General features: G+C 70.6%; 18 protein-coding genes. 15 read left to right on the forward strand and 3 right to left on the reverse strand.

Annotated features, from left to right (window positions below):
* The first annotated feature begins 347 nt into the window (after positions 1-347).
* From ACG83_RS32165 to ACG83_RS32200, 8 genes are all read left to right on the forward strand, one after another.
* Positions 348-1,298: a CoA ester lyase gene (locus ACG83_RS32165; RefSeq protein WP_035957551.1), complete on the forward strand. Its 951-nt coding sequence runs from the start codon at positions 348-350 to the stop codon at positions 1,296-1,298.
* Positions 1,299-1,422: 124 nt separating this feature from the next.
* Positions 1,423-2,622: an acyl-CoA dehydrogenase family protein gene (locus ACG83_RS32170; RefSeq protein WP_054570040.1), complete on the forward strand. Its 1,200-nt coding sequence runs from the start codon at positions 1,423-1,425 to the stop codon at positions 2,620-2,622.
* 205 nt (positions 2,623-2,827) lie between these two features.
* A complete protein-coding gene (locus ACG83_RS32175) occupies positions 2,828-3,331 on the forward strand; it encodes a MaoC family dehydratase (RefSeq protein WP_006544585.1) in 504 nt (167 codons plus the stop codon).
* A 381-nt stretch (positions 3,332-3,712) separates the two neighbouring features.
* Positions 3,713-4,543: an acyl-CoA thioesterase II gene (locus tag ACG83_RS32180; RefSeq protein ID WP_054570041.1), complete on the forward strand. Its 831-nt coding sequence runs from the start codon at positions 3,713-3,715 to the stop codon at positions 4,541-4,543.
* Between the two features lie 628 nt (positions 4,544-5,171).
* The gene (locus tag ACG83_RS32185; protein ID WP_006544587.1) at positions 5,172-6,356 is read left to right on the forward strand and encodes a thiolase family protein; all 1,185 of its coding nucleotides are present in this window, start codon (positions 5,172-5,174) and stop codon (positions 6,354-6,356) included.
* A gap of 351 nt (positions 6,357-6,707) precedes the next feature.
* Complete coding sequence (locus ACG83_RS32190; RefSeq protein WP_054570042.1) at positions 6,708-9,179, forward strand: ABC transporter permease; 2,472 nt, start codon at positions 6,708-6,710, stop codon at positions 9,177-9,179.
* A complete protein-coding gene (locus ACG83_RS32195; RefSeq protein ID WP_054570043.1) occupies positions 9,176-9,946 on the forward strand; it encodes an ABC transporter ATP-binding protein in 771 nt (256 codons plus the stop codon). The genes ACG83_RS32190 and ACG83_RS32195 overlap by 4 nt, the downstream gene beginning before the upstream one ends.
* Complete coding sequence (locus ACG83_RS32200; protein WP_054570044.1) at positions 9,943-10,824, forward strand: ABC transporter ATP-binding protein; 882 nt, start codon at positions 9,943-9,945, stop codon at positions 10,822-10,824. The genes ACG83_RS32195 and ACG83_RS32200 overlap by 4 nt, the downstream gene beginning before the upstream one ends.
* Positions 10,825-10,967: 143 nt before the next feature.
* Here the strand turns inward: ACG83_RS32200 and ACG83_RS32205 are convergent, their stop codons facing one another.
* Positions 10,968-11,693 carry a TetR/AcrR family transcriptional regulator gene (locus tag ACG83_RS32205; RefSeq protein ID WP_054570045.1) on the reverse strand — a complete coding sequence of 242 codons (726 nt, stop codon included), beginning with the start codon at positions 11,691-11,693 and terminating at the stop codon, positions 10,968-10,970.
* 605 nt (positions 11,694-12,298) lie between these two features.
* Here ACG83_RS32205 and ACG83_RS32210 point away from each other — a divergent pair.
* The 7 genes from ACG83_RS32210 to ACG83_RS32240 all read left to right on the forward strand — a co-directional run bounded on the left by ACG83_RS32210 (position 12,299) and on the right by ACG83_RS32240 (position 22,511).
* Entirely contained in the window at positions 12,299-13,039 is a 741-nt protein-coding gene (locus ACG83_RS32210; RefSeq protein ID WP_054570046.1) for an SDR family oxidoreductase, read from the forward strand.
* A gap of 334 nt (positions 13,040-13,373) precedes the next feature.
* Complete coding sequence (locus ACG83_RS32215) at positions 13,374-15,035, forward strand: carboxyl transferase domain-containing protein (RefSeq protein ID WP_235498324.1); 1,662 nt, start codon at positions 13,374-13,376, stop codon at positions 15,033-15,035.
* Positions 15,036-15,040: 5 nt separating this feature from the next.
* Entirely contained in the window at positions 15,041-17,233 is a 2,193-nt protein-coding gene (locus tag ACG83_RS32220; RefSeq protein ID WP_054570047.1) for a biotin carboxylase N-terminal domain-containing protein, read from the forward strand.
* A gap of 59 nt (positions 17,234-17,292) precedes the next feature.
* Positions 17,293-18,444: an acyl-CoA dehydrogenase family protein gene (locus ACG83_RS32225; RefSeq protein WP_054570048.1), complete on the forward strand. Its 1,152-nt coding sequence runs from the start codon at positions 17,293-17,295 to the stop codon at positions 18,442-18,444.
* Positions 18,445-18,466: 22 nt separating this feature from the next.
* Positions 18,467-19,816, forward strand: coding sequence for a crotonyl-CoA carboxylase/reductase (gene ccrA / locus ACG83_RS32230; protein ID WP_054570049.1), 1,350 nt, complete (start codon positions 18,467-18,469; stop codon positions 19,814-19,816).
* Between the two features lie 379 nt (positions 19,817-20,195).
* Positions 20,196-20,723 carry a TetR/AcrR family transcriptional regulator gene (locus ACG83_RS32235; RefSeq protein WP_054570050.1) on the forward strand — a complete coding sequence of 176 codons (528 nt, stop codon included), beginning with the start codon at positions 20,196-20,198 and terminating at the stop codon, positions 20,721-20,723.
* Positions 20,724-21,128: 405 nt separating this feature from the next.
* Positions 21,129-22,511, forward strand: a complete 1,383-nt coding sequence (locus ACG83_RS32240; RefSeq protein WP_054570051.1) for an FAD-dependent oxidoreductase — start codon at positions 21,129-21,131, stop codon at positions 22,509-22,511.
* An 80-nt stretch (positions 22,512-22,591) separates the two neighbouring features.
* Here the strand turns inward: ACG83_RS32240 and ACG83_RS32245 are convergent, their stop codons facing one another.
* Entirely contained in the window at positions 22,592-22,801 is a 210-nt protein-coding gene (locus tag ACG83_RS32245) for a hypothetical protein (protein ID WP_054570052.1), read from the reverse strand.
* Between the two features lie 27 nt (positions 22,802-22,828).
* The gene (locus ACG83_RS32250; protein WP_235498325.1) at positions 22,829-23,329 is read right to left on the reverse strand and encodes a MarR family winged helix-turn-helix transcriptional regulator; all 501 of its coding nucleotides are present in this window, start codon (positions 23,327-23,329) and stop codon (positions 22,829-22,831) included.
* Positions 23,330-23,406 lie beyond the last annotated feature (77 nt).

Below are 23,406 nucleotides of genomic sequence, written 5' to 3' on the forward strand. Positions count from 1 at the left end.
CCCGAAAAGGAGACGGAACCGTTCCGAAATTCGCGGGTGTCGCCGCGTGCCTGTGCTGTTCGCCGGGGTCGGATCGCTCCGGTATGGCGGTGTGACGACAGGCACACCACCACGCCGCCGCGTGCGGGTCTGAGATTTTGTGTGGAACGTTCCCCGAGGTGCCGACCCGGCAGGACGCTGTAAGGCCCATCGACTACCGTGGCGGGGCCCGCACGCCACGCCGGCCGTGCCTTGATGCGCCTGACCAGGTCTGACCAACCGCGCTCCGGCTGACCAACCGCATCCGGCTGACCAACCGCATCCGGGCGCCCAGGCCGGCCGGCCCGATGAAGGAGTTTTCGAGAAGAATGCCTCTGCGTGCTCGCCGGTCTTGTCTGGCTGTTCCTGGCTCGAACCCGAAGATGCTGGGCAAGGCGCAGGGCCTTCCCGCTGACCAGATCTTCTGCGATCTTGAGGATTCCGTCGCCCCGGACGCGAAGGAGTCGGCGCGCGGCAACGTCGTGGCCGCTCTGAACGAGGGTGACTGGGCGGGCAAGACCCGGGTGGTGCGGGTCAACGACCTGACCACCAAGTGGACGTACCGCGACGTGGTCACGGTGGTCGAGGGCGCCGGCGCGAACCTGGACTGCGTGATGTTGCCGAAGGTGCAGACCGCGGCGCAGGTGCAGTGGCTGGATCTGCTGCTCACGCAGATCGAGGAGGTGATGGGTTTCGAGGTCGGTCGGATCGGGATCGAGGCTCAGATCGAGAACGCGCTGGGTCTGTCGAACGTGAAGGAGATCGCGTTCGCGAGCCCGCGGATCGAGACGATCATCTTCGGGCCGGCGGACTTCATGGCGTCGATCAACATGCCGTCGCTCGTCGTCGGTGCCCTCACGCCGGACTATCCCGGTGACCCGTTCCACTACGTGCTGTTCAAGATTCTCGAGGCGGCGCGGGCGCGGGGCGTGCAGGCGATCGACGGCCCGTTCCTGCAGATCCGGGACGTGGACGCGTTCCGCGGGGTGGCGAAGAAGTCCGCGGCGTTGGGTTATGACGGCAAGTGGGTGCTGCACCCGGGGCAGATCGAGGCGGCGAACGAGATCTACGCCCCGCGGCAGGAGGACTACGACCACGCCGAGCTGATCCTGGACGCGTACGCCTGGTACACGTCGGCTGCCGGTGGTCTGCGCGGAGCGGTGATGCTCGGCGACGAGATGATCGACGAGGCCAGCCGCAAGATGGCCGAGGTCATCGCGGGTAAGGGCCGGGCTGCGGGGATGGCGCGCACCGCGACCTTCACCCCGCCCGAGGCCTGAGCGGAGGCCGGCTGCCCGCGCTGGTTACTCGCGGGTAGCCTCCGCTTGTTACTCGCCGGTAGGCTGCCGGGCTCCGGCTGGTATTTCGCTGGTTTTCGCCGAGATCAACGACACGGGAGCCGTGATGGGCAGGGTTGCGCAGACCGACGGGTTGACGGATGTCCAGGCGGACATCCTGGCCGCGGTGCGGTCGTTCGTGGACAAGGAGATCCTTCCGTACGCGAACGAGCTGGAGCGCAAGGACGAGTTCCCCGACGCGATCGTCGAGGCGATGAAGGAGATGGGGCTGTTCGGGATCACGATTCCCGAGCAGTACGGCGGCCTCGGCGAGTCGCTGCTGACCTACGCGCTGGTGGTCGAGGAGATCGCGCGCGGCTGGATGAGCGTTTCCGGTGTGATCAACACCCATTTCATCGTGGCGTATCTGGTGTTGCAGCACGGCACCGAGGACCAGCGGGCGCGGCTGCTGCCGAGGATGGCGACCGGTGAGGTGCGCGGCGCCTTCTCGATGAGCGAGCCGGGCTGTGGTTCGGACGTCTCGGCGATCACCACCCGCGCCGACCGCGACGGCGACGACTACGTCGTGAACGGTCAGAAGATGTGGCTGACGAACGGCGCCCGCGCCGGGCTGGTCGCGACGCTGGTGAAGACCGACGAGGGTGCGGAGTCGGTGTACCGGAACATGACGACGTTCCTGTTGGAGAAGGAGCCCGGTTTCGGGACGCATGGGGGGATCACGATCCCCGGGAAGCTCGACAAGCTCGGGTACAAGGGCGTCGAGACGACCGAGATGATCCTCGACGGGCATCGCACCCCGGCGAGCTCGATCCTGGGCGGGCCCGAGGCGGCCGGCAGTGGCTTCTACCAGATGATGGACGGGGTCGAGGTCGGGCGGGTCAACGTCGCGGCGCGGGCCTGCGGGATCATGATCCGCGCGTTCGAGCTGGGGATCGCCTACGCCCAGCAGCGGCGGACGTTCGGTCATCAGATCGCCGACCACCAGGCGATCGCGTTCAAGCTCGCGGAGATGGCGACCAAGGTCGAGGCCGGTCATCTGATGATGGTCAACGCGGCCCGGAAGAAGGACAGCGGGCAGCGGAACGACGTCGAGGCGGGGATGGCGAAGTTCCTGGCGAGTGAGTACTGCCATGAGGTGACGACGGAGTCGTTCCGGATTCATGGCGGGTACGGCTATTCGAAGGAGTACGAGATCGAGCGTCTGTACCGGGAGGCGCCGTTCATGCTGATCGGTGAGGGCACCTCGGAGGTCCAGAAGCGGATCATCAGCCGCGCGCTGCTCCAGGAGTACAGGCTTCCCCGCTGAGCCGGCCGCCGGCCGAGGGGCCGCAGGCCGAAGCAGGAAGTAGCAGGAAAGTTGTCCGGGTACCGCGGGCGGGTGGACGACGCGGGACACCCGCCCGTGCGGGACCGGCCCGGCAGACAGCACCGCCGGGCAGACAGTACCGCCGGGCAGCCGGCGTCGCCGGGCACCGGGACCGCCAGGCACGAGGAAATCAGGGGAGTGGGGCATGCAGTTCGGCCGGTACTACGAGGAGTTCGAGGTCGGCGCGGTCTACAAGCACTGGCCGGGCAAGACGGTCACCGAGTACGACGACCACCTGTTCTGCCTGCTGACGATGAACCACCATCCGCTGCACCTCGACGTGAACTACGCCGAGAAGACCACCCAGTTCAAGCGGAACGTCGTCGTCGGCAACTACGTGTACTCGCTGCTGCTGGGGATGTCGGTCGCCGACGTCTCCGGCAAGGCGATCGCGAACCTCGAGGTCGAGTCGCTGCGGCACGTGGCGCCGGTGTTCCACGGGGACACGATCTACGGCGAGTCGACCGTGCTGGACAAGGTGGAGTCGAAGAGCAAGGACGACCGTGGCATCGTCACGGTCGAGACCCGCGGCCTCAACCAGGACGGCACCCTGGTCTGCATCTACCGCCGCAAGGTCATGGTCCCCAAGCGGTCCTACGGTGAGGCCCGCGGCGGCGAACAACCCGGCCGCCCCGAGCCGCGTAGCTGACCCCGGTCAGTTACTGACCCGAACCGGGCGTCCGGCCAGGGTTCTGGCGCAGGCGCACCGGGGGCGGCAGGGAAGCGGCCGCTTGCGGCCGTTGGACAGAAGTCGACAGCGAACGCTGGATCCGGCCATGCTGGAGCAGGTCCGGGCGGTGTGTCCCACCGTGCCCCGGGCCGCAGGCCCTGGGGTGCTGCCCCGGGCAGCCAGCCGCCGGTGGTGTCGTCGGCGATCCGCGTACTCGGGTACCGCTCGCGGTGCCGCGGGCCCGCGGGTCGCGCCGACGTCTCCGCCTGCGTTCGCCTCGACGAAAGGTGACATTCGTTGGATCTCCACGGCGCGCCCGTCCGCCCTGCCGCCGCGCGGCACCTCGGTTCGAGGTAGCCGATGTTCTCCGTCGATTCCGTCCTCGCCACGCTCGCGCTGGAGCCGGTGGCCACCGATCACTACCGGGCCGGCAGCGTCGGCACCGGGGGGCCGGTCGTCCACGGTGGCCAGCTGCTGGCGCAGACCCTGGTCGCGGCGCAGCAGGGCCAGGAGGGCAAACGGGTCAAGACGCTCCACACGGTGTTCGCGCGGGCCGCGAAGCCGGACGTCGACCTCGACATCGCGGTGAGCCGGGTGCACAGTGGCCGCAGCCTCGCGACGAGCCTGGTGTCGATCAGCCAGGGAGGCCGGCTGTGCGTGCAGTCCCAGGTGCTCCTGTCGGCCGAGGAGCCGGACTTCATCAGCTACGCGGCGACGCACCCGGCGCCCCCGACCCTGCCTGCCGCGCCGGATCCGGCCGAGAGCGCCGGCAGCTGGCAGATCCAGATCGTCGGCGACGTCGACCTGAACGACCCCGACGCCATCGGGCCCGCCGAGCTGGACGTGTGGACCCGCTGGCCCGGTGCCCCGGACGACCCGGTGACCAGCCAGGCGCTGCTGGCGTTCTCGACGGACAGCTTCCTCATCGCGACGGCGATGCGCCCGCATCCGGGCGTCGGCCAGGCACTCGCGCACCGGTCGATCTCGACCGGTGTGCTCAGCCACACCATCACCTTCCACGCGCCGAGCCCGGCCCGGGACTGGCTGCTGCTGTCGCACCGCAGCACGTTCGCCGGGCACGGCCGCAGCTATGGGCAGGGTGACGCCTACCGCGGCGGGCAGGGGCTGGTGGCGTCGTTCGTGCAGGACAACATGATCCGCGCCATGGCCGCCTCCGGGAGCCACCTCTAGATCTCCCCACCACCTCGGGTACCCAGTACCCCAGTACTCCCGGGGCGCCGAGTGCGGCCCGCAATCCCAGGGCGTTCCTCGATCGGGAGGAACGCCCTGGATGTGTTCGGGGTCCGGCGCGGCCCTTCACGGGTCACCCCGGCCAGATGTTGGGTCTTCGATGTGGCGGCAGCCGGTCCGCGGCGTCTTCCGGTCTCGCCGGATCGCTCGCTTCCCATTGGTGAGTACCTCACTCTCGGCCACTGATCTCGTCGCTCTCGCCAGGCGGAAGGCAGAAGTCGACACTCTCGGATGCGGTCTGAGAGGATTTGGGCAGGTAGTCGCTGCCTGCCCGCGGATACCGCGTGGCTGGCACAGGACTGTCAGATCGCAGCGACGTCGGGTAATGGACGGGTTGCGCAGCGGAAGATCGGTCTGTCGGGCGGCGGGAATCCGCCCCCGGAATTGGCCGGCAAATCGCCTGCTGCGTCAATCTTTACCCGGACAAGAGAGGCTCCCGTAACGGTGGCTCAGTGGGTCCGGGTTTGTCTTGACATCGACATCGACATCAGTAGTATGAGGCACCTCACAGCCCCGGGGTCTGTACTGGATCACTGTGAGGTTCGTGGCCCCCACCAGAGGAGCGAACGTGACGGATCATGAAGCGGTAATCGTTTCGACCGCGAGAACGGCGATCGGCACGGCGGTCAAGGGTTCCCTCGTGGACGTCGACGCGTTCGAGCTCGGCACGCAGGCCGTCGCGGAGGCGGTTCGGCGCTCGGGTGTCGACCCGGCCGACATCGACGATGTCGTGCTGGGGGAGTCGCTGTACGGCGGCGGTGACATCGCGCGCTACGCCGCCATCGAGGCGGGCCTGTTCGGCGCTCCGGGTGTCGCGCACAACCGGCACTGCGCCTCCGGGCTCGTCGCCGTGCAGACGGCGGCGGCCTCGATCCGCTCCGGCATGGACCGGGTCGTCGTGGCGGGCGGCACGAACTCCTCGTCCACCGCACCGCGCGCGAAGCGGCGCCGGCCGGGAACCGACGAGGTGGAGGACTGGTACTCGCCCACCCACCGCAACTCCGCCGAGGCACCCAACTACGACATGTCGATCACTGTCGGCTGGAACGCCGCGGTGAAGGCCGGGGTGTCCCGCGAGGAGATGGATGCCTGGGCCCTGCGGTCGCACCAGCGGGCGGTGGCGGGCATCGACGCCGGCTCCTTCAAGGAGGAGATCTTCCCGATCGAGGTGCCTCGGCGCGACGGGACGAGCTTCACCTTCGAGGTCGACGAGCACCCGCGCCGGACGACCAGCATGGAGAGGCTCGCCGGGCTCAAGGTGCTGCACCCCGAGATCGAGGGTTTCAGTATCACCGCCGGTAACGCCGCGGGCGCGAACGACGGTGCGGCCGCCATGGTGATCACGGACAGCTCCTACGCCGCGGCGAACGGGCTGGAGGCCCTGGGTGTCGTGCGCGCGTGGGCCTCGGTCGGTGTTCCGCCGGTGGACACCGGCATCGCGCCGACCCTGGCGATTCCGAAGGCCCTGCGGCGCGCGGGGCTCTCGGTGTCCGACATCGACCTCTGGGAGATCAACGAGGCGTTCGCCTCGGTGGCGGTCGCCGCGTCGCGGCTGCTGGAGATCGATGACAGCCGGGTCAACATCCTGGGCAGCGGCTGCAGCCTGGGGCACCCGATCGCGATGACGGGCGCGCGTCAGGTGATCACGCTGATCCACGAGCTGCGACGCCGCGGTGGTGGTCTCGCGGTGTCTGCGATGTGCGCTGGCGGCGGTATGGCCAGCGCGCTCGTGCTGGAGGTTCCGGCCCCGTAACACCGAGTGAGTGGGCGGGCTCGCCCGGATGGCCACCGGGCGAGCCCGCGCCGGCTCGGCGCCAGGACGGAACACGACAGCAAGAACACTGAGCCTGCTCCACCCGTCGACACGGGCTCACGACCCCCCTGACCGTGGGCCGTGAGGTGGAAGAGGCTCACTGCCCCACGGGCACGTCGTGGCGGCAGTATTCCCCGTACCTCGATTTCAAGGGAATGACGACACGGTGAAGCGGCAGCGTTTCCGTTCTCGGCGGTCAACTCGTCCACCGGCCACATGCCCACCGGCCGGGAGTGCACGCAGCGCCCCGGCTCACTTCGATACTAGCTCCGGTAGCTGAGCGGTCGGGCCATGAACGATACTTCTGTTGCGCACGACTTCTTCCAGGCGCTGCTGCAGGGCCTGCCGCCGGGAGTCGTCTATTCCCTGGTCGCGTTGGGCTTCGTCCTGACGTACAAGACCTCCGGTGTCTTCAACCTCGCGTTCGGCGCCCAGGCCTACGTCTCCGCCGCCATGTACTTCAAGGCGCGGATCACCTGGGAGTGGCCGACCGTGCCGGCGGTCATCCTGGCGGTGTTCGTGCTGCCGCCGCTGATCGGCCTCGTCCTCGAGCGGCTGATCTTCCGGCCGCTGCGGACGGCGCCCGCGGTGGCCAGGCTCGTCGTCGCCGCCGGGCTCGCCGTCGCCATCCCGTACCTGTTCGACATCCTCGCGAAGTTCACGGCCGTCGCCGGGGAGACGCCGGTCGGTGTCGCACCCGACGGAGCGAACGTCTTCTACGACCCGTTCGGCGTGTACGCGTTCAGCCGCGACGAGCTGGTCAGCATGGGCGTCGTGCTCGTGGCCGTCGTCGGGCTGGTCGCGCTGTTCCGGTTCAGCGCGATCGGCGTCCGGATGCGGGCTGTGGTCGAAAGCCCGAAGATGACCGAGCTCAACGGCATCGCGGCGGACCGCATCTCCGCGCTTTCCTGGGTGCTGTCGTCGTTCTTCGCGGGAATCGCCGGTGTGCTCATCGCACCGCGCTTCAACACGCTCGCCGCCGCCGACTTCTTCAGCGTCATGGTGGTCGCGATCGCCGCGGCGGCCATCGGCCGGCTCACCAGCCTGCCCGGGGCGCTGGGCGGCGGCATTCTGCTGGGCGTCGTCATCGCCCAGCTCAACACCTTCCTGCCGCGCTGGTCCGACGACCACGCCTGGGTCAAGACGGTGCAGGAGAACCTGACTCCGTCCGTGCCCTTCGTGGTGCTCTTCGCGGTCGTGGTCCTGGTTCCCAGCATCCGGCGGTCCCGCGACTCGGGTGACCCGCTGGCCGGGGTCGAGCCGCCGCCGCCCTCGCTCGGCGGTGAGGTGCGTGACCCGCGCCTGGCGATGATCATCAGGCTGGTCGGTCTCGCCGTCCTCGCGGTCACCGCGACCGTGGTCCTCACCAGGGGCGACTCGCTGTGGGTCTTCCTGGTGACGAAGGCCGTGGTGATGGGCATCATCTTCCTGTCGATCACGGTGGTCACCGGCATGTCCGGGCAGATCTCGCTGTGCCAGGGCACGTTCGCCGCCATCGGTGCCTTCACCGTGTACCAGATGGTGGTCCGCTACGACCTGTCGGTGCTGGTCGCGGCCCTGATCGGAGCCGCGGTGGCGGCCGTGGTCGGTGCCCTGCTCTCGCTGCCCATCCGCCGCCTCGGCGGCATCTGGACGGCGATCGCGACGCTCGCGTTCGCCTACTTCTTCGACGCCGTGCTGGTGAAGCTCTCCTGGGTCGGCGGCGGCGACGAGGCGGTACTGCAGGGAACCACGGTGCCGCGACCGGTCATCGGCCCCTGGGACCTCGGCGACGACAAGTACTACCTGGTGTTCGCCTCCATCGTCCTGGTCGTGGTGGCCGCCGTCGTGCTGCAGCTGCGCAAGGGGACGTTCGGCCGCACCCTCGTGGCGATGCGCGGCAGCGAGGTGGGCGCCGAGTCGATCGGCATCTCCTCCGCCCGGGTCCGCCTGATCGCCTTCGCGGTCTCCGCCTTCATCGCGGGGCTCGGTGGCGCGCTGCTCGCCATGGCGCAGAAGGACGTCAGCTACGGCACGAACTTCGGGCCGTTCGCGGCGCTGTTCTGGGTGGTCATGGTGGTCACCCTGGGCTCGCGCACGATCCGGGGCGCGCTCAACGCGGCCGCGGCGTTCGCGCTGTTCGAGCCGCTCATCCTCTCAGGCACGTTCATCGCCTGGATCGCGCGCAGCGAGGATGCCGTGCCGGACTTCTTCCCGATCACGGGTAACTGGGTGTTCGTGCTGTTCGGCCTCGCCGCGCTGCAGTTCGCACGGCATCCCGAGGGCCTCGTCGAACGGCAGATGAAGCTGCCCGCGTTCCTGACGAACCTGCTTCCGACGCCCACCCCGGCGCTCGCGGGGGCCGGCGGCGTCGGTGCCGTGGGCGCGGCGGCCGGGCCGGCCGAGCCGGACGCGGCGGTGCCGGGCGCGGCCACGCCCACCAAGCCCGGCGCGGAGGCCGCGGCGAAGACCCCGGCCGCCGAGGCGCCCGCCGCGGCGAAGCCCGAGGAAACCACGGCCGCCGCCGAGGCGCCGGCCGTGCAGGCGGCACCCGCGGAGCCCGCGGCACCCGCGGCACCCGCGCCGAAGTCCGCCGAACCAGCGGTGTCCGCTGCTCAGAACCCCGAGCCACCCGCGACCCCGCCGGCGGCGTCGGCTGCCGAGGGCGAGGGCGCCGCCGCCACACCGCCCGAGGCCGGCGTCTCGGTGAGGTCGGGTTCCAACGGAGAGTCGGAGCGGCCGGCCGCCTCCTCGCCGGCGCGAACTGAGGATGTGGTCTCGTGACCGAGGTACTGCGGGCCACCGGCGTCACCAAGCGCTTCGCCGGGATCGTCGCCCTCAACGACGTGACGATGCAGATCGACGAGGGCGAGCGGGTCGGGCTGATCGGGCCGAACGGGGCCGGGAAGACGACGTTCTTCAACTGCCTGCTCGGCGTGCTGCCGATGGACGGTGGCAGCGTCGCCATCGCGGGCAAGGACGTCACCGGCGTCGCCGCCTACCGTCGGGTGCGGGCGGGAATCGGCCGCACCTTCCAACGGATCGAGCTGTTCCCGGACTGCACCGTCCGTGATCATCTGCTCGTCGCCGAGCGGGTCCGGCGCGGCACCGGCCGGCTGTGGAAGGACATGATCGGCCTGGGTCGGCCGACCTCCGCCGAGCTGGCCCAGTGTGACCAGGTCCTGGGGCTGCTGGGGCTGCTCGACCTCGCCGACGAGCCCATCGAGCGGCTCAGCCTCGGCCAGGGCCGCCTGGTGGAGGTCGGCCGGGCGCTGATGACCGAGCCGAAGCTGCTCCTGCTCGACGAGCCCTCCTCGGGCCTGGACCGGTCGGAGACCTCCGCGCTGGCGAAGACCCTCCAGGAGGTCCAGCGTGAGCAGGGCTTCGCGATCCTGCTGGTCGAGCACGACGTCGAGCTGGTCACCAGCTTCACGGAGCGGTCCTACGTGCTCGACTTCGGACGTCTGATCGCCGAGGGCCCGACCCGTGAGGTCATGGCCAGCAAGGAGGTCCGGGACGCCTATCTCGGGAACTTCGAGGTGAAGAGTTGAGCGACGCACAGGCGGTCGAGGAGGGCGCAGGCACGATGACCGGGCCGACCTCGGAAGAAGCGGCGGCATCCGAGCCGACGGCGGCAGCGGTGCCGGCAGCGGCAGGATCGAAGACGGAAACAGCAGAAGCAGCGCCGGCGGTGGTGACGGCGCCGGCGCCGGCGCCGCAGGCCCCGGTCCTTGAGCTGCGCGACGTGGTGGCCGGCTACGGGCCGTTCCGGGCCCTGTTCGGTGTCTCGTTCGAGGTGGCGCCGGGCGAGGCACTCGCCCTCGTGGGTTCCAACGGTGTCGGGAAGACCACGGTCGCCCGGGTCGCCTCCGGCCTGGTTACACCGACGCAGGGCACCGTCCACGTGGACGGTGCCGACATGACGGGCGCCAAGCCCTACCGGTACGCGCGTGCCGGCGTCGCCCACGCCACCGAGGGGCGGTCGGTGTTCGCGACGCTTACCGTCGAGGAGAACCTCGCGCTCTCCTTCGGTCGGGTGCGTGGCAAGCGCGGGGTCCGCGAGGCGCTCGAGCAGGCCTACGAGCTCTTTCCGGTGCTGGGGGAGCGACGCAGGCAGCTGGCGGGCAGCATGTCCGGTGGGCAGCAGCGCATGCTGTCGATGGCCCGGGTCATGGTCGAGGTTCCCAAGATCCTCGTCGCGGACGAGCTGTCGCTGGGCCTGGCGCCGATCATCGTCGCGGAGCTCTACGAGGCCCTGCGCAAGCTGCGGGAGCAGGGCACCGCCCTGCTGATCGTGGAGCAGCAGGTGGCGCACGCGCTCGACCTCTGTGACCGGGTCGTGCTGCTCGGCCACGGTTCGGTCGAGTGGACCGGTGCCAGCGCCGACGCGGGTGACGTCGTCACACAGGCCTTCGAGCCGGCGCACTGACAGCACTGCCGGGGCACTGACTCGGTTCGCACACTGGTGAACGCGAAGGCGCCTCCGGACCCCGCCTGGGGTCCGGAGGCGCCTTCGTTGTTGGGGGCCATGCAAGGCCCGGCGCGGGCCGCGGCCGGGCCGCCCGTTTCGGGCTAGCCCTGATGGGGACGGGGGCGCAGGAACGGGCGCGGACCGTCGGGGTCGTCATCGTCCGGCGCGTCCTGGGGCCGGGGCCGGTCACGCAGCTGCAGCGCGTTGCCGAACAGGCGGGCCAACTGCTCGGCCGCAAGCTCCAGGTCGCTTTCGACGAGGCCCTGCACCAGCCACATCTCGGCGAAGCGGGAGACCATCGCGCCGAGCGAGTGCGCGGCGATGGCGGGATCGATGTCCGGGGCGGCCAGCCCGAGCGCCTGCAGCTGGCGGATGGAGCCGACGACCCGGTCCCGGTCACGCTGCTGGTGATGGAAGCGCTCACTGTTGAGCTCGGCGTCGTAACGGGACACCTGCTCGATCACACCGATGATGCGGGCTTCCGCCCGATAGCTCTCCAGATACCGCCGGATCCCGGCCCGAATGCGTTCCCGGGGTGGCGCGGTTGAGGAGGGGATGAAGATTGCCGTGCTGAGCGGAGCGTTCAGGAGGTCGGTCATCTCCTTGGCGATCTCGCGGAAGATCTGCTCCTTGGAATCGAAGTAGTGGTAGAAGGAGCCGTGCGACAGGCCGGCCTGCTCGGCGATGTCCGAGATTCTCGCCTCCAGGAACCCGTCCTTCTCGAACACGGTCTTCGCCGCATCGAGGAGGCGTGCCCGCGTCGCCGCTCCTTTGCGCGAACGTGGCCCGTTCGGCTTCTCGCGGTCGGTCGGCGCGGCCGTCGACAATGCCTTCTCCTCAGCGTGCGGGACCGGCCACATTGAGTGCCGCGGGCGGGGCCCGCATGTGCAGGTCGGTGGTGTCGGACTGTTGTTGGGGCTGGTGCTGCCGGTGATGCTGACTATCGGCGGAGCCTGGTTATATCGGTGGCGTTCGGTTAGGGTAAGTACAGCCGACTATACTATCGGCGCCGTGGATTTTCTGGTCTCTTCCCTGGATCTGGTAGGTGCGTGTCGAAGCGCTCTCCGCTAAAGGTGCCCCCCACCGTCCCACGGCCAGGTGGGGCTGGCCGCGGTCGTTTACGCGTGGCGGCCGGTCCGGTCATGGGCCGCGGCTGCTCCGCGGCCGGCCGTGCGGGTCGACACGCCCCGGGCGGGCCGGAGCGTGTCGACAGGTGGGCGTGGCGGTCACCCGATGGGCCGGTGTATCACCGCACCATCCGTGGCAATGCGGCTACCAGGACACATCGGTTGGTGGATTCGCCGTAGAGCTGATGCGGCGTGTCGCGGTCCGGGCGGGATAACCCGACACGCGGACCGCTTCGTGTTGTAGCGTCGCTCCTGATAAGGCACCTCTTTTATACGGAGAATACCGTTTGCAGGGGAGTGGAGCGATGCGGACAGTAGTTGTTGGGGCGTCCAGCGGGCTGGGTCGCTGTATCGGGATCGGCCTGGCGCGGGAGGGAGCCCCGACCGCGTTACTCGCCCGGCGGCGCGACCGGCTCGTCGATGCGGCGAAGGAGGCCGGGGAGGGCACCCTCGCGATCGAGTGCGACGTAACCAGTGCGGACTCCTGTAAGCGGGCGATCGACGAGGCGGTGAATGGCCTCGGCGGTATCGACGCCCTGGTCTACTCGCCTGGCGTCGGGCCGCTCATCCGGCTGGCTGACATAGACGCCGAAACCTGGCACAGCACTTTTGCCACGAACGTGATCGGTGCATCACTGATCACCGCGGCGGCGATTCCTTACCTCACCGAGAGCGGTGGCACGGCCGCCTACCTTTCGACGGTCAGTGCGTCGGTCACCGACCCGTGGCCGGGCCTGGGCGCCTATGCCGTCAGCAAGGCCGCGCTGGACAAACTGGTCGAGGCGTGGCAGGTCGAGCATCCGAAGGTCGGTTTCACCCGGGTTGTGGTCGGCAACTGCACCGGTGGTGAGGGCGACTCCATGACCGGGTTCACTTCCGGGTGGGACCTCGGTCTCGTCGGCGAGGTGCATCCGATCTGGCAGAGCCGCGGATACATCACGGAGAACTTCCTGCCCGTCGACGAGCTTGTCCGGGTGGTCCACAACGTCCTGCGCAACGGCGCGAGCACGAGTGTTCCCAGCGTCGTGGTGGGGCCTCGCCTGTAGCCGCCGAGCCCTTCTCCGAGCCCGGCACTGCCGACACGTCGCCAGTGCCGGGTCGCCATCGGCGACATGCCACTCGTTGGTGACTCGCTGCTGACGAATCACCAACGGCACGTTCCTGTGCGCTGCCAGTCCATACCGCCGTCCCGTGCCGCCCCGGCCTCGACCGCCGTCGTCCGGTGCTGTGGCACGGGACGTCGTGCTGCGCGGAAACGGCCGGGTCCGCCCTGGTCCCCGGGGACGTCAGGGGGCCTGGCGTGGGGTTCGTCCCGGAGCCTGTGGGGGGCGCGGGGCTTCGCCTCGACACGGCGGGCCCGGACCCGCTAGCCTGCGTCGCATGTTAGTCGACGCTAACATCGACCGCCCGGCCTCCTGGGAGCGGACAGCGCCCGGCGAGCCCCTGCGGAGTCTGGTCGATGTCAAGGACGATCCCGCGCGCCGCAACGCCGCCGCGTTCGCGCAGCTCGTGGACGAACTGCGCGCCACGCTGGCCCGGACCGCGCTCGGCGGGCCCGAGACCGCGCGGCGCAGGCATGTCGAACGCGGCAAGCTGCTGCCCCGCGACCGGCTGGACACCCTGCTCGACCGGGGCAGCCCGTTCCTGGAGCTCTCGCCGCTGGCGGCCGCCGGCCTGTACGACGACGAGGCCCCGGGCGCCGGGATGATCACCGGGGTCGGCCGGGTGTCCGGGCGGGAGTGCGTCGTCGTCGTCAACGACGCCACCGTCAAGGGCGGCACCTACTACCCGATCACGGTGAAGAAGCACCTGCGCGCCCAGGAGGTGGCGCTGCACAACCGGCTGCCCTGCGTCTACCTGGTGGACTCCGGTGGCGCGTTCCTGCCGCGCCAGGACGAGGTCTTCCCGGACCGGGAGCACTTCGGCCGGATCTTCTTCAACCAGGCGACGATGTCGGCCCGCGGCATCGCCCAGATCGCGGCCGTACTCGGCTCGTGCACCGCGGGCGGAGCCTACGTCCCGGCGATGAGCGACGAGGCGGTGATCGTCCGCAACCAGGGGACGATCTTCCTGGGTGGCCCGCCGCTGGTGAAGGCGGCCACCGGCGAGGTCGTCAGCGCCGAGGAGCTGGGCGGCGGCCTGCTGCACTCGCGGCGCTCCGGAGTCACCGACCACCTCGCCGCGGACGACACCGACGCGCTGACGATCGTGCGGCGCATCGTCGGCCAGCTCGCGCCGCGCGCGCCCCGGCCGTGGGACGTCGTGCCGACCGAGGAGCCGCTCCACCCGACGTCCGAGCTGTACTCGGTGGTGCCGGCGGATCCGCGCACGCCCTACGACGTCCGCGAGGTGATCGCCCGGCTGGTGGACGGCAGCAGGTTCGCCGAGTTCAAGAAGGAGTACGGCTCGACCCTGGTCACCGGGGTCGCCCGCCTGCACGGGCACCCGGTCGGCATCATCGCCAACAACGGGGTGCTGTTCGGCGAGTCGGCGCTCAAGGGCGCCCACTTCATCGAGCTGTGCGACCGGCGCCAGATCCCGCTGCTGTTCCTGCAGAACATCACCGGGTTCATGGTCGGCCGCGACTACGAGGCCGGCGGTATCGCCAAGCACGGCGCGAAGATGGTCACCGCCGTCGCCTGCGCCCGGGTGCCGAAGTTCACCGTCGTGATCGGCGGATCGTTCGGCGCCGGCAACTACTCGATGTGCGGCCGGGCGTACTCGCCGCGGTTCATGTGGACGTGGCCCAACGCGCGGATCTCGGTGATGGGCGGCGACCAGGCCGCGGCGGTGCTCTCCACCGTCCGCCGGGACGGCATCGAGGCCCGGGGCGGCAGCTGGACCGCCGACGAGCAGGCGGCGTTCGAGGCGCCGATCCGCGAGCAGTACGAGCACCAGGGCAACCCCTACTACGCCACCGCCAGGCTCTGGGACGACGGCGTGATCGACCCGGCGGACACCCGCACGGTGCTGGGTCTCGCGCTGTCGGCCGCGGCGAACGCGCCGCTGGACCCCGTCGGCTACGGCATCTTCCGGATGTGAGGACGATGTTCCACACGGTGCTTGTCGCCAACCGCGGTGAGATCGCCGTCCGGGTGTTCCGGACCCTGCGCGAGCTCGGTATCCGGTCGGTGGCGGTGTACTCCGACGCCGACGCGAACGCCCGCCACGTCGCCGAGGCGGACGTGGCGGTGCGCCTGGGCCCGGCCCGGGCGCTCGACTCCTACCTGAACATCGAGAAGGTGCTCGCCGCCGCGGCCGCCACCGGCGCGCAGGCGATCCACCCCGGCTACGGCTTCCTCGCCGAGAACCCGGCCTTCGCGCAGGCCTGCGCCGCCGCCGGTGTGGTCTTCGTGGGCCCGTCTCCCGAGGTCGTCGACCTGATGGGGAACAAGATCGCCGCCAAGCGCACCGTCGCCGCGGCGGGTGTTCCCGTCGTCCCCGGCCGGATCGAACCGGGCATGACGGACGACGACCTGGTCGCGGCGTCGGCCGAGATCGGCTACCCGGTGCTGGTGAAACCGGCCGCGGGCGGCGGCGGCAAGGGCATGCGCCTGGTCCGCGACCCCGCGGACCTGCCCGAGGCGCTGCGCTCCGCCCGGCGCGAGGCCGCGGCCTCCTTCGGTGACGACACGCTGTTCGTCGAACGGTTCGTCGACATCCCCCGGCACATCGAGGTGCAGATCCTCGCCGACACCCACGGCAACGTCATCCACCTCGGTGAGCGCGAGTGCAGCCTGCAGCGCCGCCACCAGAAGATCGTCGAGGAGGCGCCGTCGGTGCTGCTCGACGCCGCCACCCGGGCCCGCATCGGGGGCGCGGCGGTGGACGTCGCCGCCGCCGTCGGGTACGTCGGTGCCGGCACGGTGGAGTTCGTCGTGGGCACCGAGCGGCCCGACGAGTTCTTCTTCATGGAGATGAACACCCGGCTGCAGGTCGAGCACCCGGTCACCGAGCTGGTGACGGGCGTCGACCTGGTCGCCGAGCAGCTGCGGGTCGCCGCCGGGGAGCGGCTGACCCTCACCCAGGACGAGGTCCGGCTGGGCGGCCACGCGGTCGAGGCCCGGGTCTACGCCGAGGACCCCGCCCGGGGCTTCCTGCCGACCGGCGGCGACGTCCTGGTGCTGCGGGAACCGGCCGGTGCGGGAGTGCGGGTCGACTCCGGCCTGATGGCGGGCTCGCCCGTCGCCGCGACCTACGACCCGATGCTGGCCAAGGTCATCGCCTGGGCCCCGGACCGCGCCGGCGCGCTCGCCCGGCTCGACGCGGCGCTCGCCGACACGACGCTGCTGGGAGTGACCAGCAACATCGGCTTCCTGCGGCGGCTGATCGGACATCCCGACACCCTCGCCGGCCGGCTTGACACCGGCCTGGTCGAACGCCACCTCGAGGCGCTGACCGCCCCCGCGCCGGAGCCCGACCCCGGGGCGGTGGGGGGCGCGGTCGTCGGCGCTCCGACAGCGGACGAGGCGCTGGCGGTGTTCGCGCTGGTCAGCGCGCACACCCTGATCCCCACCGGGGCGGTCGTCGACCCGTGGGACGTCCCGTCCGGCTGGCGGCTGGGCGAGCCGGCGTGGGCCCGCTGGTCGGTGGCAGGCGCGGGTGCGGGTGGCGCCGCAGCGCCGGTGCGCGAGGTCGGTGTGCTGCGCACCGCCGACGGCGGCCTGCGGGTGCGCGTCGACGAGGCCGAGCCGCGTACCGCCGAGCTCACCTGGCTTCCGGCCGCGCAGGCGGCCCCGGCCGGGCCGGTCACCCAGGTGGCACAGGCCCCCGCCGCGGCGGTGCGGTCGGGGCAGGCCCTGGTCACCCTGGACGGGCTGACCAGGCGCTGGCAGATCGCCGTGACCCCCGGTGCCCTCTGGGTAGGTGCCGACGGCTTCGCCTGGTCACTGGCGGAGCGCCACGCCGAGCGGGGCGGCGACAGCGCCGCGGGCGAGCAGGGCGGCGAGGCCCGCAGCCCGATGCCGGGCATCGTCGTCGACGTGCGGGCGCGGGCCGGGGACACCGTCGAACCCGGTGCCCCGCTGGTGGTCGTCGAGGCGATGAAGATGGAACACACGGTGGTCGCGCCGCTCGCCGGCCTGGTCAAGGACGTGCTGGTGCGGGTCGGCGACTCGGTCGCGCTCGACGCGCTGCTCGCCGTCGTCGAGCCCGCCGCCGTCGAGCCGGCGAGCGAGCCGCGGGCCGCCGGGCCGCAGGTCACGGACGAGGCACCGCGGCCGCGCGCCGACCAGCCCTAGCCGGGACTCGCCACACCGCCAGCCAGAACTTTCCACAACGCAGCAGACAGGGACGGGCCATGGTCGAGGGTCGACTGAGCGAGGAACACGAAAGCCTGCGCAAGACGGTGGAGGAGTTCGCCCGTGAGGTGGTGGCCCCGGCCGCCGCCATCCATGACGAGGCGAAGACCTTCCCGTACGAGATCATCGCGCAGATGGGGGAGATGGGGCTGTTCGGGCTGCCGTTCCCCGAGTCCTACGGCGGCCAGGGTGCCGACTACTTCGCGCTGTGCCTGGCGATCGAGGAGCTGGCCCGGGCCGACTCCTCGGTGGCGATCACGCTGGAGGCCGGGGTGGGCCTGGGCGCGATGCCGATCTACCGGTTCGGCACCGAGGCGCAGCGGGAGGAATGGCTGCCGGTGCTGGCCAGCGGCCGGGCGCTGGGTGCGTTCGGGCTGACCGAGCCGGGCGCCGGCAGTGACGCGGGTGGCACCCGCACCACGGCCCGGCTCGAGGGCGGGGAATGGGTGATCAACGGCTCGAAGGCCTTCATCACCAACTCCGGGACGGACATCACCCGGGTCGTGACGGTGACCGCGGTGACCGGGGAGCCGGTGAACGGCCGCCCGCAGATCTCCTCGATCATCGTCCCGGTCCCGACCTCGGGCTTCAGCGCCGGCGCGCCCTATTCGAAGGTCGGCTGGCATGCGTCCGACACGCGGCCGCTGTCGTTCCAGGACGTGCGGGTGCCGGAGGCGAACCTGCTCGGCGAGCCCGGGCGCGGCTACGCGAACTTCCTGTCCATTCTGGACGAGGGGCGCATCGCCATCTCGGCGCTTTCGGTGGGGCTCGCGCAGGCCTGCGTCGACGAAAGCGTGAAATACGCGAAGGAACGTGAGGCGTTCGGCGCCCCGATCGCGCGCAACCAGGCCATCGCCTTCAAGCTCGCCGAGATGGAGACCCGGACGTTCGTCGCCCGGACGGCGTACTACGAGGCCGCCTGGAGAATGCTTGCCGGGCTGCCCTTCAAGAAGGAGGCGGCGATGGCGAAGCTGTTCTCCTCCGAGGCCGCGGTGACCAACGCCCGTGAGGCGACCCAGATCCACGGCGGCTACGGGTTCATGAACGAGTACCCGGTGGCCCGGCACTGGCGGGACTCGAAGATCCTCGAGATCGGTGAAGGCACCAGCGAGGTGCAGAAGATGCTGATCGCGCGCCATCTCGGCGTCTGACGGACGGGAGCGACCACCTCATATGAAGCACATTGTTGACGCTGTCCAGTCAGCTGTTCCGCACACGGAGGATCGCCGCGCCCTGTTCGCGTCCCTACCAGTCCCGGAGTCGTATCGGGGTGTGGTGGTGCGGAAGGACGAGGTGGGGTTGTTCGAGGGGCGGGTGTCGCGGGACAAGGATCCGCGGGAGTCGTTGCATGTGGATGAGGTGGCGACGCCGGAGTTGGGGCCGGGTGAGGCGTTGGTGGCGGTGATGGCGTCGTCGGTGAACTACAACACGGTGTGGACGTCGATTTTTGAGCCGTTGTCGACGTTCGGTTTCCTGGAGCGGTATGGGCGGACGTCGCCGTTGGCGCGGCGGCATGATCTGCCGTATCACGTGGTGGGGTCGGATCTGGCGGGTGTGGTGTTGCGGACCGGACCGGGGGTGCATGCCTGGCACCCCGGTGACGAGGTGGTGGCGCACTGTCTGTCGGTGGAGTTGGAGCGGCCCGAGGGTCACAACGACACGATGCTGGATCCGGAGCAGCGGATCTGGGGGTTCGAGACGAACTTCGGTGGTCTCGCGGAGCTCGCCCTCGTGAAGGCGAACCAGCTGATGCCGAAGCCGAACCACCTCAGCTGGGAGGAGGCGGCGTCCCCCGGTCTGGTGAACTCGACGGCGTATCGGCAGTTGGTGTCGCGGAACGGGGCCGGGATGAAGCAGGGCGACGTCGTCCTGATCTGGGGCGCGTCGGGTGGGCTGGGGTCGTATGCGACGCAGATGGCGTTGCGGGGTGGGGCGATTCCGGTGTGTGTGGTGTCGTCGCCGGCGAAGGCGGAGATCTGCCGGTCGATGGGGGCGGAGCTGGTGATCGACCGGGCGGCGGAGGGGTATCGGTTCTGGTCGGATGAGGTGACGCAGGATCCGCGGGAGTGGAAGCGGTTGGGGGCGCGGATCCGGGAGCTGACGGGTGGGGAGGATCCGGACATCGTGTTCGAGCATCCGGGGCGGGAGACGTTCGGGGCGTCGGTGTTCGTGGCGCGTAAGGGTGGGACGGTCGTGACGTGTGCGTCGACGAGTGGGTTCATGCACGAGTACGACAACCGGTATCTGTGGATGAGTCTGAAGAGGATCGTGGGGTCGCATTTCGCGAACTATCGGGAGGCGTGGGAGGCGAACCGGTTGGTGGCGCGGGGGTTGATCCATCCGACGTTGTCGAGGGTGTATGCGTTGGAGGAGACGGGGCAGGCGGCGTTCGATGTGCATCGCAACGCGCATCAGGGGAAGGTCGGGGTGTTGTGTCTGGCGCCCCAGGAGGGGCTGGGTGTTCGTGACGAGCAGACCCGGGCTCGTCACCTGACGGCAATCAACCGCTTCCGCGGCGTGTAGGGCATACGGCGCCGGTGCGGGTGTGGGCCTGGGTGTGGACGGGTGGCCCGGCCCACGCCCGCACCGGCGCCGGTATCCATGCCTGCCCCTTGCTCGTCCCGCGGTGGCGTTCGGGGTGCCCGTGGCCGGGTGCGGGCTGATAGCCTGCGGGTCGAGGAGGACTGTTCCGGTGTCAGCAGAAACAGCCCCATCTGCGCCGGGCGAGGGTCCACCTGTCAGGAGCACGAGGCCCAGGGGCGCCGCGCCACGTGGGGGCACGAGCTCGTCCAGTGGTGCTGCCTCTCGTGGCGCTGCTTCAGCCGGTGTTGCCGCGTCGTCCGGGAGCACGTCCGCCGGGGCCCGACGGCCCGGCGCGCGTTCGGGTCGCCGTGAGGAACTGTTGTCCGCGGCCGCGCACCTGTTCGCCGAGCGCGGCTTCCGCGGGGTCGGGATCGAGCAGATCGGTGCGGCCGTCGGCATCAGCGGCCCGGGCATCTACCGGCACTTCCCCAGCAAGGACGCGATGCTGGTGGAGCTTCTGGTCGGTATCAGCCGGCATCTGCTCGACGGCGCGCACGCCGCCCGGGCGGCCGGCGGCAGCGGGGCCGACACCCTGGACCGGCTGGTCCGCGGGCATGTCGACTTCGCCCTCGACCACCCCGAGCTGATCGTCATCCACGACCGTGATCTGTGGAGCCTGCCGGGCGAGGCCGCCCGTGAGGTCCGCAGGCTGCAGCGCGCCTACGCCGAGCAGTGGGTCGAGGTCCTGCGCGACGCCCGGCCCGAGCTGGACGCGCCGACGGCCCGGGCCCGCGCGCACGCGCTGTTCGGCCTGATCAACTCGACCCCGCACAGCGCGCACGACCTGGACCGGCTCCAGATGGCCGCGATGCTGCGCGCGATGGCGCTGGGCGCGGCCCGCAGCTGACACCCGCGTGGCGCGCGGACGCCGTGTCCCGGCGACAGGTGGCGCGGTGACGCGCCAGGGGCGCGGAGATCTCGGTCACGCCGAACCAATGATCTGGGCATTTCGGAATTCCGGCAACGGGAATGGCGTTCTGGTTGCTGGGAGAGGCGGACCCATCGTCGGTGACGCCATTGCCGTATCGAAGTTGTTGCACGGCGAACCCGCCTTCTCTACGTTGCGTGGAGGGTGGCCGGTAGGTGCGGTGACGGAGCTCAGGGCGAGGACGCCAGGCCCGACCGCACTCCCGACGCCTCGCGACGTCGCCGCTGGGAGGACCCCCGGGCGGCACCGATCGCGCGGCGAAACCCCGGCCCCGCCGGCGCGGATGGCCGTGCGGCGGGATATCGGTTGAATGGAGTGGACTGCATGACCCAGGGAAACGCGGCCGTACCGTTGGCTGTCGCAGTCGTCGGATCCGGCCCGTCCGGGTTCTACGCGGCGGCGTCGTTGCTGGAGCAGAACGACGTGCCGGTGCGGGTGGACATGTACGAGCGGCTGGCGACGCCCTGGGGCCTGGTGCGCTCCGGAGTCGCGCCGGACCACCCGAAGATCAAGGCGGTGTCCAGTGTGTACGCGGCGATCGCCGCGCACGAGAACTTCCGGTTCTTCGGCAATGTGGACATCGGCAAGGCCGTCACCCGCGAGGAGCTGACCGAGCGCTATGACGCCGTCCTCTACGCGGTGGGCGCGCAGACCGACCGGCGGCTCGGAATTCCCGGTGAGGACCTGCCGGGCAGCGAGTCCGCGGTCGACTTCGTCGGCTGGTACAACGGGCACCCCGACTACGCGCACCTGAAGTTCGACCTCAGCGGTGAGCGCGGTGTGGTCATCGGAGCCGGCAACGTCGCACTCGACGTCGCCCGCATCCTGTGCTCGCCGCATGAGCGCCTCGCCCGTACCGACATCGCCGACCACGCGCTCGAGGCGCTGCGCCACTGCGGGCTCAAGGAGGTCATGGTCGTGGGGCGCCGGGGCGCGGCGCAGGCGGCCTTCACCACCGCCGAGCTCAAGGAGCTGCCCGAGTACACCGAGTCCGGCGTCGACATCGACCCGGCCGAGGTCGCCGAGCAGCCCGGTGAGGAGGCGCTGTCCCGGCTGGTCAAGCGCAACCTGACCGTGATGCGCGACTACGCGCACAACCCGCTGCCGGCCGGCGCGCGCCGGGTCGCCCTGCGGTTCCAGCGCACCCCGCTGGAGATCCGCGGCGACGGCCGCGTCGAGGAGATCGTCTTCGGCCTCAACGCGCTGAAGACCGACGAGGACGGCTGGGTCAGCGCCGTCGACACCGGCGAGCGCGAGACCGTCGCGACCAGCCTGGTCCTGCGCGCGGTCGGCTACAAGGGCCGGTCGATCCCGGGCCTGCCCTTCGACGACCGCCGCGGCGTGATCCCGAACGTCAACGGGCGGGTGGACGGCGTGGAGCGCGAGTACGTCGCCGGCTGGATCAAGCGCGGGCCGACGGGGATCATCGGCACCAACAAGAAGTGCGCGTCGGAGACGGTCGGGCGGCTGCTCGCCGACATCGCCGACGGCTCCGTCCGCCGCCACGACCGCACCGCCGCCACCGACCCGATCGCCGGGATCGAGACCTGGCTGCGCGGTCGCCAGCCGCACCTGGTCACCGAGGCCGGCTGGCGGCTGATCGACGCCGCCGAGCGCTCCTCCGGTGAGCCGACGGGCCGGCCGCGGGTCAAGCTCGTCCTCACCGAGGAACTGCTGGACGTCGCCCTCGAGCGCCGCATCGCCTGACCTGGTTGATGCCAGCACAGCCGCCGCCCGCCGCGGCGGCTGTGCTGGCCAGGCTGCGGCCACCTCGGAGATGGTTGCGCTCAGTCGCGAGCGGGGTGGTGGACGCCCGATCCGACGGCGAGCTGGAACCTGGTCTCGTCCTCGGTGCCCGGAGCGGCAGTGAGAACGACGATCTTTCGTTCCGCGTCGCCGTCGGTCAGGACGTCGCAGTCCACCGCGATCGGCCCTGCCGCCGGGAGATGAACGATCTTGTTGGCCGATCGTCCGGCCGGAAAGGGCAGTGACAACATCGACGGCGCGACGTGCTCGCGCTTCGGTCACGAAGGCTGCGCGGCCGGGCCCGGGGTCAGCGCAGCATCACGTCCGGCGGCGGATGGCGATGGCGCGGAGGCGATGCGGCTCAGGAGCCGGCCGGCGACCCCCAGCAGGTCGGCCTCCGCCTCGGTGAGACCGGCCACGGTGGCCGCGAGCCAGGCGTCGCGCTCGGCCATGTCCCGCTCCATCTCCTCCCGCCCAGCGGGAGTGATCTCCAGCACCGACTCCCGCCTGTCCTGCTCGGAGCGGCGCCGGGTCAGCAGCCCGTCCCGCTCGAGGTCGGCGAACACCCTGGTCAGCGACTGCGGCTGCTGACCTTCCGCGGCGGCGACCTCGCCCGGGGTGGACGGGCCCTCCCGGTACAGATGCCCGAGAACCATGATCTTGTTCACGCTCAGCGCGCCGGCCGCGCGCTCGGCCCGCAGCCGACGGGTCAGCCGGGCGACCCCACGCCGCACGTCGGCTGCGATCTCGATCTCATGGCTCCCGATTTCGCCTCGCACAGTCGTACGCTATCACTTAGGAATCATGTCGAGTCTTCCTGGGTGAGCGTTCGAGGGTGGGCTCATGAAGCTGGGGG

It is taken from the genome of Frankia sp. R43, from assembly GCF_001306465.1.
Lineage (GTDB): Bacteria > Actinomycetota > Actinomycetes > Frankiales > Frankiaceae > Parafrankia > Parafrankia irregularis.

What these genes read in the sequence shown, in the direction of transcription:
- ACG83_RS32165 (WP_035957551.1), top strand. Translation starts at nt 348, where the DNA reads ATGCCTCTGCGTGCTCGCCGGTCTTGTCTGGCTGTTCCTGGCTCGAAC.
- ACG83_RS32170 (WP_054570040.1), top strand. Translation starts at nt 1,423, where the DNA reads ATGGGCAGGGTTGCGCAGACCGACGGGTTGACGGATGTCCAGGCGGAC.
- ACG83_RS32175 (WP_006544585.1), top strand. Translation starts at nt 2,828, where the DNA reads ATGCAGTTCGGCCGGTACTACGAGGAGTTCGAGGTCGGCGCGGTCTAC.
- ACG83_RS32180 (WP_054570041.1), top strand. Translation starts at nt 3,713, where the DNA reads ATGTTCTCCGTCGATTCCGTCCTCGCCACGCTCGCGCTGGAGCCGGTG.
- ACG83_RS32190 (WP_054570042.1), top strand. Translation starts at nt 6,708, where the DNA reads ATGAACGATACTTCTGTTGCGCACGACTTCTTCCAGGCGCTGCTGCAG.
- ACG83_RS32210 (WP_054570046.1), top strand. Translation starts at nt 12,299, where the DNA reads ATGCGGACAGTAGTTGTTGGGGCGTCCAGCGGGCTGGGTCGCTGTATC.
- ACG83_RS32215 (WP_235498324.1), top strand. Translation starts at nt 13,374, where the DNA reads ATGTTAGTCGACGCTAACATCGACCGCCCGGCCTCCTGGGAGCGGACA.
- ACG83_RS32220 (WP_054570047.1), top strand. Translation starts at nt 15,041, where the DNA reads ATGTTCCACACGGTGCTTGTCGCCAACCGCGGTGAGATCGCCGTCCGG.
- ACG83_RS32225 (WP_054570048.1), top strand. Translation starts at nt 17,293, where the DNA reads ATGGTCGAGGGTCGACTGAGCGAGGAACACGAAAGCCTGCGCAAGACG.
- ccrA (WP_054570049.1), top strand. Translation starts at nt 18,467, where the DNA reads ATGAAGCACATTGTTGACGCTGTCCAGTCAGCTGTTCCGCACACGGAG.
- ACG83_RS32240 (WP_054570051.1), top strand. Translation starts at nt 21,129, where the DNA reads ATGACCCAGGGAAACGCGGCCGTACCGTTGGCTGTCGCAGTCGTCGGA.
- ACG83_RS32245 (WP_054570052.1), bottom strand. Translation starts at nt 22,801, where the DNA reads ATGTTGTCACTGCCCTTTCCGGCCGGACGATCGGCCAACAAGATCGTT.